This window comes from Pseudomonadota bacterium (assembly GCA_039028155.1).
Classification (GTDB): domain Bacteria; phylum Pseudomonadota; class Alphaproteobacteria; order SP197; family SP197; genus JANQGO01.
In genome coordinates this window covers 1-17,390 of record JBCCIS010000040.1, presented here as the reverse complement: position 1 = coordinate 17,390, position 17,390 = coordinate 1, and the positions used below count along the sequence as shown (strand labels likewise).

General features: G+C 63.2%; 14 protein-coding genes. 7 read left to right on the top strand and 7 right to left on the bottom strand.

The features are described 5' to 3' along the window. The first annotated feature begins 1 nt into the window (after position 1). The 4 genes from AAF563_18380 (at position 2) to AAF563_18365 (ending at position 8,225) form a co-directional block, all read left to right on the top strand. Positions 2–3,178, top strand: coding sequence for an efflux RND transporter permease subunit (locus tag AAF563_18380; GenBank protein ID MEM7123255.1), 3,177 nt, complete (start codon positions 2–4; stop codon positions 3,176–3,178). A 4-nt stretch (positions 3,179–3,182) separates the two neighbouring features. Next, positions 3,183–4,325 (top strand): FAD-binding oxidoreductase, encoded by a 1,143-nt coding sequence (locus tag AAF563_18375; protein ID MEM7123254.1) that lies wholly within the window; start codon positions 3,183–3,185, stop codon positions 4,323–4,325. Between the two features lie 113 nt (positions 4,326–4,438). Beyond that, positions 4,439–6,649 carry a penicillin acylase family protein gene (locus tag AAF563_18370; GenBank protein ID MEM7123253.1) on the top strand — a complete coding sequence of 737 codons (2,211 nt, stop codon included), beginning with the start codon at positions 4,439–4,441 and terminating at the stop codon, positions 6,647–6,649. 19 nt (positions 6,650–6,668) lie between these two features. Further along, entirely contained in the window at positions 6,669–8,225 is a 1,557-nt protein-coding gene (locus tag AAF563_18365) for a GH3 auxin-responsive promoter family protein (protein ID MEM7123252.1), read from the top strand. A gap of 15 nt (positions 8,226–8,240) precedes the next feature. On the opposite strand, the gene AAF563_18360 is transcribed toward AAF563_18365, so the two are convergent. The 3 genes from AAF563_18360 to AAF563_18350 all read right to left on the bottom strand — a co-directional run bounded on the left by AAF563_18360 (position 8,241) and on the right by AAF563_18350 (position 10,675). After that, entirely contained in the window at positions 8,241–9,629 is a 1,389-nt protein-coding gene (locus AAF563_18360; GenBank protein MEM7123251.1) for an aspartate aminotransferase family protein, read from the bottom strand. A gap of 123 nt (positions 9,630–9,752) precedes the next feature. Then, on the bottom strand, positions 9,753–10,409 hold the full coding sequence (locus AAF563_18355; GenBank protein MEM7123250.1) for a LexA family transcriptional regulator: 657 nt from the start codon (positions 10,407–10,409) through the stop codon (positions 9,753–9,755). 20 nt (positions 10,410–10,429) lie between these two features. Beyond that, positions 10,430–10,675 carry a DUF2312 domain-containing protein gene (locus AAF563_18350; protein ID MEM7123249.1) on the bottom strand — a complete coding sequence of 82 codons (246 nt, stop codon included), beginning with the start codon at positions 10,673–10,675 and terminating at the stop codon, positions 10,430–10,432. A gap of 214 nt (positions 10,676–10,889) precedes the next feature. Between AAF563_18350 and AAF563_18345 the strand changes: the two genes are divergently transcribed. Both AAF563_18345 and AAF563_18340 read left to right on the top strand, forming a co-directional pair. Further along, complete coding sequence (locus tag AAF563_18345) at positions 10,890–11,558, top strand: hypothetical protein (protein ID MEM7123248.1); 669 nt, start codon at positions 10,890–10,892, stop codon at positions 11,556–11,558. Positions 11,559–11,575: 17 nt separating this feature from the next. Further along, positions 11,576–11,992 carry a GFA family protein gene (locus tag AAF563_18340; GenBank protein MEM7123247.1) on the top strand — a complete coding sequence of 139 codons (417 nt, stop codon included), beginning with the start codon at positions 11,576–11,578 and terminating at the stop codon, positions 11,990–11,992. Between the two features lie 5 nt (positions 11,993–11,997). Here AAF563_18340 and AAF563_18335 read toward each other — a convergent pair whose 3' ends face one another. Then, positions 11,998–12,888, bottom strand: coding sequence for a DMT family transporter (locus tag AAF563_18335; protein ID MEM7123246.1), 891 nt, complete (start codon positions 12,886–12,888; stop codon positions 11,998–12,000). 4 nt (positions 12,889–12,892) lie between these two features. Continuing rightward, positions 12,893–14,068: a PLP-dependent aspartate aminotransferase family protein gene (locus AAF563_18330; protein MEM7123245.1), complete on the bottom strand. Its 1,176-nt coding sequence runs from the start codon at positions 14,066–14,068 to the stop codon at positions 12,893–12,895. A gap of 112 nt (positions 14,069–14,180) precedes the next feature. Here AAF563_18330 and AAF563_18325 point away from each other — a divergent pair, with 112 nt between their 5' ends. Next, positions 14,181–15,611: an amidase gene (locus AAF563_18325; protein ID MEM7123244.1), complete on the top strand. Its 1,431-nt coding sequence runs from the start codon at positions 14,181–14,183 to the stop codon at positions 15,609–15,611. Here the strand turns inward: AAF563_18325 and AAF563_18320 are convergent. Then, a complete protein-coding gene (locus tag AAF563_18320; protein ID MEM7123243.1) occupies positions 15,608–16,477 on the bottom strand; it encodes a phytanoyl-CoA dioxygenase family protein in 870 nt (289 codons plus the stop codon). The two genes, AAF563_18325 and AAF563_18320, sit on opposite strands and share 4 nt — an antisense overlap. 27 nt (positions 16,478–16,504) lie before the next feature. Beyond that, positions 16,505–17,390 (bottom strand): pyridoxal-phosphate dependent enzyme (locus AAF563_18315; GenBank protein MEM7123242.1); only part of this gene is annotated, 886 nt, incomplete at its 5' end.

The following is a 17,390-nucleotide window of genomic DNA, read 5'->3' as shown; positions in this document are numbered from 1 at the left end:
CATGAACCTTATTCGCCTGGCCATCGAACGACCCATCGCCGTTGTGGCGGCGGTGCTGATGGTCATCATGTTCGGCCTGCTGGCGCTTCAGACAATTCCGATCCAGTTGACGCCGGATGTTCGACGTCCGGTCATTACAATCACGACCAACTGGGCGGGTGCCGCGCCAGCCGAGGTCGAACGAGAGATCATCATCCGCCAGGAAGAGGTCCTGACCGGCCTGACCGGTCTGGAGGAGATGCTCTCGCAGGCTTATCAGGGTTATGGCGAAATCACGCTGGAGTTCGCCATCGGTCAGAACATGGACCGCGCCCTGTTGCTGGTGTCGAACCGGCTGAACCGTGTCGAGGGATATCCCAACGAGGCCGACGAACCGACGCTTGATACCGCGAGCGCCGAGGACAAGGCGATTGCCTGGTTCACGATCATCCATCAACCGGGCAACGAGCGGGAGATGCATGAGTACGGCGACTTCTTCGAAGACGTCGTCAAGGAGCGCATCGAACGCGTGCCCGGGATATCGCGCGTCAACATGTATGGCGGCAGCGAGCGGGAGATCCGCGTCACCATCGTACCGGAGAACCTGGCGCGTTATCGCCTGACTGTGCCGGAGGTCGTGCTGGCCCTGCAGAATGCCAATTCGTCGGCGTCGGCCGGTTACATCGACGAGGGCAAGCGCCGTTATACGGTGCGCTCGGAAGGCGATTTCGAGGCGCTCGACGATATCCGAAGCGTTGTCGTGCGCAGCCTTCAGGATATCGAGTCGGATCGTCTGGCGCGGGTCACCGTCGACGATCTGGGCGAGGTCTCCTTCGACTACAAGGAACCGTCATCACGTATCCGTTTCAATGGTCAGCCGGCGCTGGTCTTCAACGCGATCCGCGAGGCCGGCGCCAACGTCATCGAGACCATGAAAGGCGTTCGCGAGGCCGTCGACGAGCTTAATGCCGGGGTGATGCCCGATGCCGGGCTGGAACTGATTCAGGTCTATGACGAGACGATCTATATCGATTCGGCGATTGCGCTGGTCGAGCAGAACATCTGGATCGGCGGTGTCCTCGCGGCTTTTGTCCTGCTGGTCTTCCTGCGCTCGCCGCGCGCGACACTCATCGTTTCGATCGCCATTCCGATCTCGGTCATCGGCAGCTTCGTTGCCATGGCGGCGTTGGGCCGGTCGATCAACGTGGTGTCACTGGCGGGGCTCGCCTTTGCCGTCGGCATGGTGGTCGATGCCGCCATCGTTGTCCTGGAGAACATCTACCGGCTGCGCCAGCAGGGCATGCCGACGAAGCAGGCGGCCTATGAGGGCGCACGTCAGGTTTGGGGCGCCATTCTGGTCTCGGCACTGACCACGGTCATGGTGTTCATTCCAATCCTGGTGATGGAGCTTGAAGCCGGTCAGGTCTTCCGTGATATCGCCGTCGCCATCTCCGTCTCGGTGCTGCTGTCGCTTGTGGTCGCCGTCACGTTGATCCCCGCGCTTTCCGCCAAGATACTGACGCGCGCGGAAGGCACCGCAGGCTTCCGATTGCCGTTCATTGATGTTCCCGCCCGCGCGTTCAACAACGCGATGGGTTGGTTCGCCCGCTTCGTCGTGAAAAGCAGTGTCGCTGCCGTCGTTGTCGTCGGCGGTATCTGTGTCCTGGCCGTCGTTGTCGCCGATATTCTGCTGCCCAAGCTGGAGTACCTGCCGGAGGGCAACCAGAACTTCGTCTTCGGCTCGATCCTGCCGCCGCCGGGCTACAACCTCGATACCATGGCGGAAATCGCCGCGCGGGTCGAAGCCGAGACTCGTCCTTATTGGGAGGTCGAGACCGGGCCGGAAGACGCCGAGGATGGCAGTCCGAAGTTCCAGCGTTTCTACTTCGTTGCCAGCCCGACCTGGACCTTTGTCGGCGGGGCGGCCAGCAATCCCGATCGTGTCCGGGATCTCATCCCGTTGATGCGCGATCCCGTCTTTGAGGAACCCGGCACGTTCGGCTTCTTCAGCCAGCCGTCCTTGTTTGGCCGCGGTGTCGGTGGCGGCAGAAACATCGATCTCAACATCTCCGGGCCCGAACTGGAGCCGATCTATCAGGTCGCGCTCCAGGCCTACGGTCTTGTCGCAATGAACCTGCCGGAAGAAGCCGGCAATCAGATCCGGCCGCGTCCCGGTCTGGAAAACGGCTCTCCCGAGGTCCGGGTGTTTCCCAACCGCGTCAAGCTTGCCGACAACGACGTGACGGCGCGCGAACTCGCCATGGGCATCGACGCCTTCAACTCGGGCATCAGGGTCGACGAGATTTCCGTCGACGGCAAGGAGATCGACCTGATGCTGACCGGGCCCGACGATCATATCGACGAGACGCAAGGCATCGGCGAACTACCCATCGTGACGCGCAGCGGCGTTATTCTGCCGGTCAGTTCGCTGACCGATATCGAGGTGACCAGCGGCCCGACCCAGATCCGCAGGCTGGAACGCGAACGCACGGTGACGCTTCAGATCGGCCTTGCCGACGATATCCCGCTAGAGACCGGCATCGAGATCATTCGCGATCAGGTCATTGCGCCACTGGAAGAGGCCGGATTGCCGCCCGGCGTGACGATGGAATTCTCCGGCACCGCCGACAAGCTCTCGACGACATGGGACGCCATGGTGCTCAACCTTTTGGTGGCGCTTATCATCGTCTATCTGGTGATGGCGGTTCTATTCGAGAGTTTCATCTATCCGCTGATTGTCATGGTCTCCGTACCGGTCGCGGCCGCCGGTGGCGTCTTGGGCTTGGCGATCGTCGGCCTGCCGCTCGACATGCTGACCATGCTGGGTTTCGTCATTTTGATCGGCATTGTCGTGAACAACGCGATCCTGCTCGTCCACCAGACGCTGCACCACATCCGCGAAGACGCGATGTCGCCGGGCGATGCGGTCGAGGAGGCGGTGCGCAACCGTGTCCGTCCGATCTTCATGTCAACGCTGACCAGTGTGTGCGGCATGTTGCCGCTGGTCGTCTTCCCGGGCGCGGGGTCGGAGCTTTACCGCGGGCTGGGCTCCGTCGTGGTCGGCGGCCTCTCGCTTTCGGCGGTTTTGACGCTGGCGCTCGTGCCGCCGCTGCTTGGTATCTTCCTGAAGGTGACCAAACCAAAGGCGCATGCGCAGGCGGCGGCCGCCGGTCAGCCAACGCGGGAACCGGCGGAGTAGGCGTTTGAACGAGGCCGATGTCATCATCATCGGCGCTGGCGCGGTCGGCGCGGCGCTCGCCTTCCAGTTGGCGCCCCATCGGCGCGTGATCATGATCGAGCGCGAGGAACAGCCGGGCTATCACAGCACCGGCCGTTCGGCCGCCCACTATACGGATGTGATCGGCGGCACTGTTGTGCAGGCGTTGTCGGAAGAGACCCGCCGCTTCATCGATGCGCCGCCGGATGGCTTCACCGACTATCCGCTGCTGCGCGAACGTCCGGTCCTGTTGCTGGTCGGACATGAGACCGAAGACGCCCATTTCAGTGAAGATTCGTTGTCGAACCTCATGGGCACGGTTCTTTTTCGATTGGAAGTCGACGGCTGTCTGCAGAGGTGTCCGGTCTTGAAACCTGAGAAAGTCGCCTATGGCCTTTTTGAGCCGACGGCGGGCGACATCGATGTCGGCGCGATCCACGGCGGCTACCTGAAAGCCGCGCGCAGGGCGGGTGCCGAACTCGTCTGCGATGCCGACGTCACGGCGCTCGACCGCCGTGACAGTGTCTGGCAGGTGGAAACCAAGGCCGGCACGTTCAGCGCGCCGGTTGTCGCCAACTGCGCGGGCGCCTGGGGCGATGCGGTGGCGAAGCTTGCGGGCGTCGATCCGGTCGGTCTCGTGCCTTGTCGGCGCACGGCGTTTACATTTAGGGGACCGGACGGTGTCGACTGCACGGACTGGCCCCTGGTCGCAGACGATGGCGAGTCCTTCTACTTCAAACCGGAAGCTGGATTGATGATGGGGTCCCTGGCCGATGAGACATCGAGCGCGCCGTGCGATGCCCAGCCGGAAGAACTCGACCTCGCCCAAGCAGCGGAGAACATCATGGCGTGGACATCGCTGGAGATCCGACGCTTCGAGAAACGCTGGGCGGGGCTCAGGAGCTTTGTCGCCGATCGCCTGCCGGTCACCGGGTGGGACGCCAGGGCCGATGGTTTTTTCTGGAATGTCGGTCAGGGTGGCGCGGGTATCCAGACGTCGGCGGCGCTGTCGGCTTACGCGGCGTCGATCCTGTTGGATCGCGATTTGCCCGACGCGCTGGCGAAAGCGGGGTTGACCCGGCAGACGCTGTCGCCGGCGCGTTGTCAAAATCTGACCAAGGTTTCCTGACGTATAGGGCGTCGAGGTTCGATCGCGCGAGTCGGTAGTTGAAAAAACATTGGAGATTGATGTTGCGGGCGGCTGCAGGAGGATTGTCTGCGGTTTTTCTGGCGGGGTGCTCGTTGCTGACGCCGCTGCCCGATGAGTCGACGGTTGAGACACGTCTCGCAACGATCCCAACCGAAGGCGCGCCTGTCGAAGGGGCAGTCCGCATCTATTGGGACAGTCATCAGATTCCCTTTGTCGAGGCCGACCACGACCGCGACGCCGCGTTCGCCTTGGGCTTGGTGCATGCCCACTTACGGCTCGGTCAGATGGAACTCTTCCGAAAGGTATCCCAGGGTCGGGTCTCGGAAATGGGCGGTCCGCTCGCGACCGATATCGACTATGGCCTGCGCATTCTCAACTTCGAGCGCACCGCCGAAGCGATCGAGGCGGACCTGCCGCCTGCGACCCGTGAATGGCTCGAGGGTTTTGTCGCCGGCATCAACTTTTATGTCGACAACACGGAGACCCTGCCGCTTGAGTTCAGGGTACTGAACTTGCAGCGCGAACCGTGGACGGTAAGGGATATCCTGACCATGGGGCGTTTGGCGGCGACCGATATCACGTGGCTTGTCTGGTTCAGCCTGCTGCCGCTGCGCGACCGCGACGACTGGCCCGACCTGTGGGCGCGCCTGATCGGCAACGGTTCGGTACCGATCCTGGAAAACGGCGACGGCGCCGAGATCGCGAGCTTCAACGACCTGTTCGGTTACACGTCGCGATCCGGTAGCAACAGCGTCGCGGTCGCGCCATCGCTGACCGCGAACGGCAGCGCCATCATGGCAAACGATCCGCACCTCGGCATCTTTGTGCCGAACATCTGGCTGGTCGCGGGCGTCAAGTCGCCGTCCTACCATGTCGTCGGCCTGATGGGCGCCGGCCTGCCGGTCTTCGCCATCGGGCGAAATCCGTCTATCGCCTGGGGTGGCACCAATCTGAGGGCCGCGTCCAGCGACCTCGTCGATATCTCCTCGCTGCCGCCTGATGCCATCACGGACCGGCAGGAGGAGGTCGGCGTGCGCTGGTGGTTCGACGATACGGTGACGATCCGTGAAGCGCCGGCAGGACCGGTTGTCTCCGACGCGCCGCAGTTCGCCGGCCTGACCGAGGGCCCGCTCGCGCTCAGTTGGGTCGGCCACACCCCAAGCGACGAAGTGACGACCTTCTTGAAGGTTAGCCAGGCGACAACCTTCGAGCAGTTCGTCGGCGCCTTCGAAACGTTCGCCGTGCCGGCCCAGAACATGCTTTATGCCGATGTCGACGGCAACATCGGCAAGATCATGGCGGCGCGCCTGCCGCGGCGCGGTGCTGAGCCGCCCGAGGATGTGATCATCGCCATCGAAGAGCATGCACAGGCCTGGGACCAGTCGATTTCGACCGCCGACCTGCCGGCGTCCTATAATCCTGAAGCCGGTTACCTGACATCGGCGAACAACCGTCCGGCGGGAAGTCCTGTTCCCGTAGGCTATTTCTTCTCACCTGATGATCGGGTCGATCGCATGGCCGAGATGATTGAGACGTCACCAGGTGTCGACGTCGATCTGCTCGCCGCCCTGCAGCAGGATGTCTACATGGCCTCGGCGGTCGATTTGCGTGACGCCATCGCGCGCCAGGTCGATACGTTGGATGCCGCGACCGCGTTGGCGCCGGATCAAGCCGTGGCGTGGCAGGCGATCACGGCATGGGACGGTCACTACAACTTGGACTCCCGTGGCGCCGTCGCATTCGAGGCGTTCCGCGCAGCCTTCCTCGCCAAGTTCTATCAAGAGATCGTCGGCGGCGAGGACTGGGAGGCTTTCGCCGGCATGGACCGGACCCAGGAGATTACCTTGGATGACATCGCTGGTGCCGATCAGGCCGTCCTGCGCGCCGCGATGGGCGAGGGGTTTGCGGCGGCGTCCGGCGCCTACGCCAGTGGCGACACCTGGGGCGACAGGCACCGGCTGATTATCCAGCATCCCCTGGCTAATATCCCCATTGTCGGCAGCCGCTACAGGTTCCTGGACCTGCCCGCCGGCGGCAGTTCTGAATCGCTGATGAAGACGGCTCACGGTCCGGCAGGCGAGCGCCATCAGGTGCGTTACGGTTCGCAGGCCCGGCACATCTCCGACATGGCCGATCCCGACGCCAACTACTTCGTCCTGCTCGGCGGTCAGGACGGCTGGTTCAACAGCACGACGTTTCTTGATCAGGTCGACCTGTGGCAGACCGGTGAATACGTGCAGGTGCCGCTAACCGTCGCCACCGTCCGTGATCAGGCGGTCGCGACCACCGTGTTGTCGCCTTAGGAGGTCGGCATCAGACACCATGCTTGATGCGACACCGCTGCTTCGAGTCTATGCCGGCTGGCGTTCCCGGCAGCTCGATCGCGAAGATGCGGTCAATGCGCAGAAGCGTGAACTGCTGAAGCTCGTCACAAAGGCCCGCGACACGCGCTTTGGCAGGGACCATGGCTTCGACACCATCACCGATGTTGAGACCTTTCAGGAGCGCGTACCCTTAAGACGCTTCGAGGATTTCTGGGAAGACTACTGGTCATCCGCGTTTCCAGTGTTGACGGATTGTACGTGGCCTGGAACCGTTCCCTTCTTCGCCGAGACCTCCGGGACGACCACCGGTAAGACCAAGTACATCCCGTGCACCCACGAGATGAACCGGTCGAACACCTTCGCCGGCGCAGACATTCTGGTTCATCATTTGCGCAACACACCCGGCAGCACGTTGTTAGCCGGCCTGAACTTCGTGCTGGGCGGCAGTACGGGCCTGCGCGAACTGGCGCCGGGTGTCCGTACTGGTGACCTCAGCGGTATCGCCGCATCGGTGATGCCAAGCTGGGTGCGCTGGCGCTACTTCCCGCCACGAGAGCTCGAGACGATTGCCGATTGGGAAGAGCGGCTCGATGCCTTAGCGGGTGCCGCAATTGGCCAGGACATCCGTTCGATCAGCGGTACGCCAAGCTGGCTTTTGGTCTTCCTCGACAGGCTGCGTGCGCTGCAGCCGGACAACGAGGCGCGTCTGACGTCGTTCTTTCCCAATCTCGAGATGATCGTCCACGGCGCCGTCCATTTTGCGCCTTACCGTGCATCTTTCGGCGAGTGGCTCACGGGAAGCCGATGCAAGACTCGCGAAGTCTATGCCGCCAGCGAGGGTTTCATCGCCATCGCCGACCGCGCGGACGGTGAGGGCATGCGTCTGATCGCCGATGGTGGCTTGTTCTATGAGTTCGTGCCGGCCGACGAACTCGGCACCGCCAACCCGACGCGTCATTGGCTTGCGGATGTCGAAACCGGTGTCGACTACGCCATCGTCGTCACATCCTGCGCGGGCGCCTGGAGTTACGTGCTCGGCGACACCGTCGCCTTCGTCGACAGGGCGCCGCCGCGTCTTCTGGTTACCGGCCGGACCTCATTCATGCTCTCAGCCTTTGGCGAGCATCTGATTGCCTCGGAGATTGACGATGTCGTCACCGACTCCGCTTCGGCAATCGGCAGGCGTATCGTTGAGTTCGCCGTGGGCCCGATCTACCCGACCGCCTCGGAACCGAAGGGCGGTCACGTCTATATCGTTGAGTTCGACGGGCCGGTGCCCGATCCCGACACATGCGGACGGTTCATGCGGTTGATCGACGAAGGTCTCTCCCAGTGCAACGACGACTATGGCGCGCACCGCATCGGCATGCTCGCACCGCAATTGCACGCCGCCACGCCCGGGGCTTTCTACGACTGGATGAAGAAACGTGGCCAGTTGGGCGGTCAGCACAAGGTCCCGCGTATCATCAACGACATGGATCTGCTGGATGATCTCCTTGACTTCGTGGCCAAAAGAAAACCGCCGGAACCTGAAGGTCCCGGCGGCTCTCTCTAGGTCTCTGAAGACCGTCTATTCGGCGGCCATCAGGTTTTCCGACTGGACATAGGCCAGCGTGTCGTCCAGCGCCTTTTCCCAGCGGTCGAACAGCTGGTTGATCTCGTCTTCCTGGATGATCAGCGGCGGACAGAACGCGACGGAGTTGCCCGCGGCCGCGCGCAGGATCAGACCGTGGTCCAGGCAGGCCTCGCCGCAATAGGCCGCGACTTCCGGACCGAAGTTCTCCTTCGTCTCCTTGTCCTTGACCAGCTCGACGGCGCCGATCAGGCCGGTGCCGCGGGCCTCGCCGACCAGCGGATGATCGCCCAGCTTGGCGAGCCGCTCCATAGCCAGCGGCGAGACCTTCTTCACGTGGCTCGCGATATCCATCTCGTCGTAGATCTTCAGCGTCTCGATGGCGACCGCGGCCGGTACCGGATGGCCGGAATAGGTGAAGCCGGTCGCCAGCACGCCGTTCTCGCCGGAGAAGTCGCGGATCGGCTGATAGACCTTCTCGTTGATGATCGTGGCCGAGATCGGCAGATAGGCCGAGCTCAACTGCTTGGCAACCACCATGATATCCGGCTTGATGTCATAGGTGTTGGAGCCGAACAGATTGCCGGTGCGGTGGAAGCCGCAGATGACCTCGTCGGCGACCATCAGCACGTCGTGCTTCTTCAGCACCGCCTGGATCTTCTCGAAATAGGTCTTGGGCGGCAGGATAACGCCGCCGGCGCCCATGATCGGCTCGGCGACAAACGCGGCCACCGTCTCCGGTCCTTCGTCCTGGATCATCTGGTCCAGTTCGTTGGCGCGCCGGGTCGCGAAATCTTCCTCAGACTCACCGGACTCGGCGAACTTGTAATGGTGCGGCGATCCCGTGTGCATGATGTTGTGGATCGGCAGGTCGAAGCCGGCGTGCATCAGCGGCATACCGGTCAGCGAGCCCGACGACACGGCGATGCCGTGATAGCCGCCGATACGCGCGATGATCTTCTTTTTCTCAGGCCGGCCCAGCGCGTTGTTGTAGTACCAGACGAACTTGACCATGTGGTCGTTCGCCTCGGAGCCGGAATTGGCGAACCACACTTTGGACATCGGCGCAGGCGCCATATCGATCAGCCGCTCGGCCAGATCGATCGCCGGCATGCTCGAGCGGTGGAAGAACGCGTGGTAGTAGGGCAGCTTGCGCATCTGGTTGGCGGCCGCCTCGACCAGACGCTCGTTGTTGAACCCGAGCGACGTGCACCAAAGGCCGGCCAGACCCTCGATATAGCTCTTGCCCTCGGTGTCCTTGACATAGATGCCGTCACCTTCTTCCAGGATCAGCGGACCCTTTTCCTCGTGTTTCACGAGGTTGGAATAGGGATGCAGCACGTTCTTGATGTCGCGAGCATGGGGGGAATTGGGCAGTACGGTCATGGCTTGGCACCTCGTCGTCCGGCCTTGGAATGAGAGTATGTGTCTTGCGGCGGCGTCGCGCCCACGTCTTGGGGACGCCGAATCGCTGCATTTAAGGGGGGAAATCGGGGAAAAGCAACCTGCTTAAGCCTTGCGCCCGATCCAAATCACACGACCCAAAAGGTCGATTTCCGCGGGCGCCAGCGGCGCCAGGCTGGCGTAAGTCGGGTTGTCGCTGCTCATAACCACCTGTTGGCGCATGGGATCGGCGGTCAACCGCTTGACCAGAAGGCTATCGCCCTGGCGCACCACATAGATGCCGTCGGTGCCCGGCGACCATTGGGTCAAATCGACCAGAAGTTGATCGCCGTCACCCACCGTGGGCGTCATGCTGTCGCCAGACATGGTCACCATGGCGAGCTGATTGGCCGGTGTGCGGGTCAACTCGGCCAGCCACTCGGCGCGGAATGCCACATCGGCGAAGCTGCGATCATGGCCCGTCAACATTTCCCGGCCGGCATCCTTGCGCGGGTCGTATCGCGCGATCAGGACATAGCCTTCGCCATCCGTGTGGGCCCTGACGACTGGGCCCGCCTTGTCGTCCAGCAGTTCGGCCGCGCTGCAGCCCAGCGCCTCGGCAAGTTTTTCGATGGTGTCGTGGCGCGGATGACGCGAGCGGCCCGAGACGATGTCGCGCACCGCCGTGTCGTTCAACCCGGCCAGCTGCGCCAGGCCCTTCTGCGACAGGGACAGTGCCGCCATGCGGCGCTTCAGTTCCTTCGCAAGATGTCGTTCGGCCATGACCTATGGTGCGATGGCGTTCAGCCCATGCCAATAGCGATCTTGTAGGATTCGATCAGCGCTTCCTGCTCCTGGCGGTCGTCCGGCTCCATCTTTCTGAGCTTGATGAGCTGGCGCACGATCTTGGTGTCGAACCCCATGCCCTTGGCCTCGCGGTAGACGTCGGTGATGTCCGAGGCGAGGTTGGCTTTCTCTTCCTCAAGCCGCTCGATGCGCTGGATGTAGTTGAGAAGCTGTTCGCCGGCGATGCCGTCCACGTTGGCCATCTGTCCTCTCTTGCCTGAACCGATCGGGAGCCCGGGCTTCTAGCACAGGGCAGGGCTGATGCCACCGGTCCGCCGCGGATCTGTACACAGTCCGCTCGGGATAACCCGGGATAACATGTGAAGCGTTGAACCAGGCGCGATTCCGACCTGATTTCGCTTGGCTGGGCGGGCAATGCGGTCGAGGCTAGGAACGGAAGTCGGGAGGGTTAGCATCATGAAGGCCGAGGACGTCGTTGCGCGAACCCGCGAACAGCTAGCCGCCGTCGAGGCGGCGATCCGCAACCACCCCTATATCGCCTCACTGCGCGCCGGTGACGTGCCGCTCGAAGCGATCAAGGCGCTGCCGGGGCATCAGCACCACATGGCGATCTCGGACATGCGCTCGATCGCGACCTTGGTCGCGCGCTTCGGCGATACGCCCCATGTCGACTTCTTCAACGGCATCCTGCAGGGCCAGCTTGGCGAGCGCGAGAAGATCCTGGTGCTCGCTAAGAAGCTCGGCATGACGAAAGCTGGCCTCGACGCTTATGAGGTCGAGCCGGAAGGTTATGCCTATGCCGCCTACATGGCGTGGCTCGCCCAACGCGGGTCGGCGGCCGAGGTTGTGTGCGGTCTCTTCGTCAACTTCCAGGCGTGGGGGGCGAACTGCGCCGATGTGGGCGCGGCGCTGCGCGACGCCTACGGCTTTTCGACCGACGACACCGTGTTCCTCGACAGCTTCTCCAAGATGCCGTCGATCGAGGCTACCGCGTTGGCGATCATCCAGGACGGTCTCGATCACGGCGTCAGCGACATCGCGATCATGCGCGCGACCCGCCTGATCCAGGGCTATGAGCGATTGTTCTGGGACACCATGGCGCGTATCGCCGCGCAGCACAGTTAACGACAGCCGGGGAGACTATGGTCGACAGTCACAAAGGCGGGTGCGTGTGCGGGCGGGTCCGTTACAAGGCCAGCGGCGAACCGCAACGGGTCAGCCTGTGCAGCTGCACATGGTGCCAGAAGCGCACCGGAAGCGCGCTGGGCATCTCCGTCTACTTCCTGAAACAGAATGTCGAGATCGACGAGAGCCTGCTTGGCATCCATCGCCTGACATCCGATGCCGGGCGCTGGCTCGAACAGGGCTTTTGCACCGCATGCGGCACGGCGCTGACCTGGACGCTGGAGTTCCGGCCAGACTATCGCGGATTGGCCGGCGGCACATTCGATCAACCGACGTTCTGGTACAAACCGGAGCGCTACGTCTTCACACGCTCGAAACCGGATTGGCTCACTGTCACCGCGAACATCGGAACCTGCGAGGCGATGCCGGAATGATGTGATCAGTTTGTTCGCCTCGCCTGCGTGTCGGGGCCAATCAGCACGACGGCGAGCGCGCCGATGACGCAGGCTAGCGCGACAATCTCCCGCCACGTTACGGGCTCACCCAGGATCAAGGCGCCGCTGACGACGCCGATGACCGGTATAAGCAGACTGCTGATCGCCGCGACACCGGCCGGCAACAGGGTCACGATCTTGGCCCAGGCGTAGTTGCCGATCAGCGCGCCGGCGAAGATCTGATAGGCGATCGTGAACCAGGACCACGCCGTGTAGTCGAAATCCGGTGCCTCCACGATCAAGGCGACCGCGGTGATCGGCACGCTGAGAACGAGAAACTGCCAGCCGACGATAACCGGCACCGGGATGCGCCAGGGCGCACGCTTGAAGAGCACGGTGCCGAGGCCCCAGGTCACGGCAGCGCACAGCATGTAAATGGCGCCAAGCGGCGATTCGCCGATCGCCGGCAGGTCGCCGCCGATCAGGACGATCATACCGGCAAGCCCGGTGGCCAGACCCACGACGCGCCGCCAGGTGATGGGCTCATCGAGCAGGAGCCGCGCGAAGATAACGGCCCATAGCGGCATGGTGTAAGCGACGATCGCGGCGCGGCCCGACGCCATGTGCTCCAGGCCCAGAGCGGAGAACACCATCCAACCGCCGATCGAGACCGGCGCGATCATGCAGATCAGGCGGAACTGATCGCGCGGCACGGTGATACGCTGGCCGTTCACATAGGCCGCCGCCAAAAGCACCATGCCGCCGAAGACGGTTGTGAAGGCGCGGAAGGTCCAGGGCTCGACGCCCAGAACACCGACGCGCATCACCGGCCAGTTGAGCCCCCAGACCACGGTCAGGGCGGCCAGCAGCGTGAAGGCTAGGCGGCGGTCGTCCATCGGGTCAGACGGCGGCCAGTGCGTTCTCCAATTCGCGGATCAGATCGTCGCCGTCCTCGACGCCGACCGAGAGACGGACGAGGCTATCTGAAATGCCGATCTCCTCGCGGATCTCCTTCGGGATCGAGGCATGTGTCATGATCGCCGGATGCTCGATCAGGCTTTCGACGCCGCCCAGGCTCTCGGCTAGCGCGAAGAGGTCGCAGCGCTCCAGGAACCGCCGCGTGCCGTCCAGGTCGGCGTCCAGCACCGCCGTCACCATGCCGCCATAGCCATGCATCTGGCGGCTGGCCAAGTCGTGCTGTGGGTGGTTCTCAAGGCCGGGATAATAGACGCGCGCGACCTTTGGGTGCCTGTCGAGCCAGGTGGCGATGGCCGCGGCATTTTCGCAGTGGCGTTCCATGCGCAGCGCCAGTGTCTTCAAGCCGCGCATGGCGAGGAAACTGTCGAACGGCCCGGCGACGCCGCCGACCGCGTTCTGCAGATAAGCCAGGCTATCGGCGAGCTCGGCATCGTCACCGACAATGACCATGCCGCCGACCATGTCGGAGTGGCCGTTGAGATACTTGGTGACCGAATGCACGACCAGATGGAAGCCGAACTCCAAGGGGCGCTGCACCCACGGCGTGGCAAATGTGTTGTCCGCGACGGCGAGCAAGTTGTGCCGCCTGGCGACCCGCGCGATCATGTCCAGATCGATTACGGTCAAAAGCGGATTGGTCGGCGTTTCGATCCAGATCATCCGTGTCTCCGGTCGGATCGCCGCCTCGATCGCCGCTTCGTCGGTCATGTCCAGGAAGGTGAAATCCAGGTTGGCGCTCTTCTTGCGCACGTTCTCGAACAGCCGGTAGGTGCCGCCGTAGAGGTCGTTGCCGGCCAGCACATGGCTGCCGCTTTCCATCAGCTCCAAGACCGTCGCCGAGCCGGCGAGACCGGAGGCGAACGCGAAGGCTCTGTTGCCGCTTTCGAGATCGGCGACGCAGTCCTCGAATGCCATGCGCGTCGGATTCTGCGAGCGCGAGTACTCGTAGCCCTTGTGGACGCCAGGACTGTCCTGCACATAGGTCGAGGTCGCGTAGATCGGCGTCATGATGGCGCCGGTGGTCGGATCGGGCCGCTGGCCGGCGTGGATCGCCCGGGTCGAAAAGCCGGGCCGGTTGGACTGCTGTCGATCGGTCATGACGGGAACGTTCCCCTCGTGCGAGGCTGTGGCATGATGCGCGCGAAACTCTGAGTGGGCGGGAGGTATCAGGATTCGCGCCCACCATACAAGTGTCGAGGGGGCTCAGACCATGGTCGATGACGATCTCTGTTATCTAACGGCAAGCGAGGCAGTCGGCCTGTTCAAGGCGAGGAAAGTGTCGCCGGTCGAGCTGCTGGAGGCCGTCGTCGCGCGAGGCGAGGCCATCCGCGAAACCATCAACCCCTTCGCCGATACCTACTATGACGAAGCGCGGCAGCGCGCCCGCAAAGCCGAAGAAAAGTACGCCAAGACCGACGGCCGGCCGCGACGCCTGGAAGGCGTGCCGCTTGCCGTCAAGGACACCTCCGCCATACGCGGCAAGCGCGCGACCATGGGCTCGATGATCTATAAGGACGCGATCGCCGAGCGCACCGACCCCGATATCGAACGGCTGATCCGTTCCGGCGCGAACATCTTCACGCGCACCACCTGTCCGGAGTTCGGCTGGCTCTATACGACGCAGTCGCGGATGTGGGGTGTCACGCGGAACCCTTGGCGACCCGACGCCTCACCAGGTGGCTCGTCGGGCGGTTCGGCGGCCGCACTCGCCGCCGGTGCGACCATCCTGGCTACCGGCGGTGACAGCACCGGCTCCATCCGTCAGCCGGCCAGCCAGTGCGGCGTCGTCGGCTATCAGGCGCCGTTCGGCCGCATTCCCATGGTGGGCGAGGCCAGCTTCTCAAGCTACCTGCATCACGGTCCGATGACGCGCACGGTGGCCGACGCGGCGGTGATGGCCAGCATCATGTCCGGTCCCCATCCGCTGGATCACAACAGCCTGCATCGCAAGGTGACGATCCCCGCCGACCTCAAGGGGATCGAGGGGATGAAGATCGCGTACTCCATCGACCTCGGTCACTACGAGGTCATCGACGACGTCAGGCGCGCGACGCTTGAGTCGCTCGATGCGTTGCGCGATGCCGGTGCAGAAGTAACGGAGATCCCGGTCGATTGGGCGGGCGAGGTCATCCGCCTGGGTCACGGATCCCAGGAGTTTCTGTTCGCGCCCGGCATCAGCGACGCTGTGCGCAATCATGGCGACATCGTCAGCGACTACGTGCCGCAACTGGAAGAAACGGCATTGAGCTTCGATGCGGACGACTATCGGCGCTCGCTGAGCCTGGCCGCGCAGGTCTGGGACCAGCATCTGGGTCCCATGTTGCGCGATCACGATGTCTTCATCACACCGACGGTGTCGTGCCCGGACATTCCGGCCGACGGTTGGCAGAAGGACACGATCACGGTCAACGGCAAGACGTTGACCGACACGGATACGGCCATGACAGTCCTGTGGAACATGTTCGGCCGCTGTCCGGTGCTCGCCGTGCCGTCGGGCATGACGGTAACGGGCCTGCCGACCGGACTTCAGGTCATCGGCCGGGTCGAGGACGACGTCACCGTGTTCCGCGTTGCCGCCGCACTGGAAGAACGCCGGCCCTGGCTCGACCGACCCGAACGCCGGCCGAACCTCGCAATCTAGATCGGCCTTACCTGTGGGAACGTCTCGCAGGTGATCGGCCCGCCTTCGACCAGGTTTTCGCCGCGATAGGACGGGTCGGACTCCTGGGGCATGTCGAAGTACGTGACATCGTCACCCGCCCAGTTGGTCGACAGTGCCGCACGCCGGCGATCCAGCGTGTTGCCGGGCGCGCAGTGGAACATGCGGGAATTCCAGACCAGTGTGTCGCCCGGCTCCAACGCGCAGGCGACGATGTCGGCGTCGGGGTCGTTGTCGAGATCCGGCGGCAGCGGCCGTTCGGCCATGCTGCCGGCATACTCCCGGTCCGGCGCGAAGTGCACGGCACGATGGATCGTGTTCCGCAGGTGCGATCCCTTAGCGAAACGCAGCGCCGTTTCCAGAGGAATGGGATCAAGCGCCGTCCAACAGTTGATGATCTTGTTGCCGTGCAGGGGATAGTATGAGTGGTCCTGGTGCCACGGCGTGACGGCGCTGGCGCAACCCGGCGACTTCAGCAGAATGAAGTCGTAGTAGAAATTGAGCCTGCTGGTTTCGAGCAGGCGCCAGTAGAGGTCGGGCGCGTGGGAGTCGAAGACGAAACGCCGGAATGCCTCGACCCGCTTCCACATCAGGCTGTCGTAATAGAAGAAGCCCGGCTCGTCATCGTGCCGGACGGTCGCGGAGCTCGCACTTTGCTCATCGATCGCGTCGTCGACGGCGGACTCGATCACGTCCAGCCAGTCACGCCCGAACGCGCCGCGCAGACAGATGACGCCATCTCGCTTGTAAGCCTCGATCGCCTCGTCACCGGGATCGTCCAAGGCAGGCGGCGTGAAACTTGCAATGTTGCCCAACGCGCGTCCTGAGTTCGCTATTGTCTCAGACATGATCGTCTCCTTCGATCGCCCCGTGTCTTAAGCCGTCGACAGTCCGCGCCTTAAGTGATTCAGCAGGTCGATGCGTGTGATGACACCCAGGAACGCATCGTTCTCGTCGACAACGATCGCCGTGAGGTCGCGGCGAAAGATCGGCATCAGGCTCTTGATCCCCGCCTTGACCGGAATGGTCTCAATCTCGGCGGTCATCGCCGATCCGACCGTGTCGGTAAACGTCTCGTGGTCGTGATGCACGGCCCACAGAATGTCGGACTCATCGATGATGCCGACTGGCTTGTCGTCCTCCAAAACGGGTATCTGGCTGATGTCGTAGAGCTTCATGCGGGCCAGCGCCGTGGCCAGCGTGTCGTCCGGTTTGACCGTAATGGCGGCGCGCTCGGAATAGAGTCGGGCGATAACATCGCGTAGATCGCCGTAGGTTTCGCGTTCGATGAATCCCTGATCGATCATCCAATAATCGTTGTAGACCTTGGAGAGATACTTGTTGCCGCTGTCGCAGACGAAACTCACGACACTCTTCGGTGTTTTCTGAGCGCGGCAATAGGCGAGCGCGCCGGCAATCAAGGTGCCGGACGACGAGCCCGCCAACAGGCCCTCGTTCTTCAGCAATTCGCGCGCGGTCAAAAACGCGTCCTTGTCGGAGACGGTAACGGCCGTCGCGGCGAGTGAGAGATCACTGACCGGCGGGATGAAATCCTCGCCGATACCTTCAACAAGCCACGAGCCGAGCTCGCCCATCTCGCCCGTGTTCACGTAGTCCGCCAGCACCGAACCTTCGGGGTCGGCAAGCACCATCTCGACATGGGGCGCGACCCGTTGGAAAAAACGACCGAGGCCGGTGATCGTGCCGCCCGAACCGACACCGCACACGACCGCGTCGACCTGGTGGTTCATCTGCGCCCAG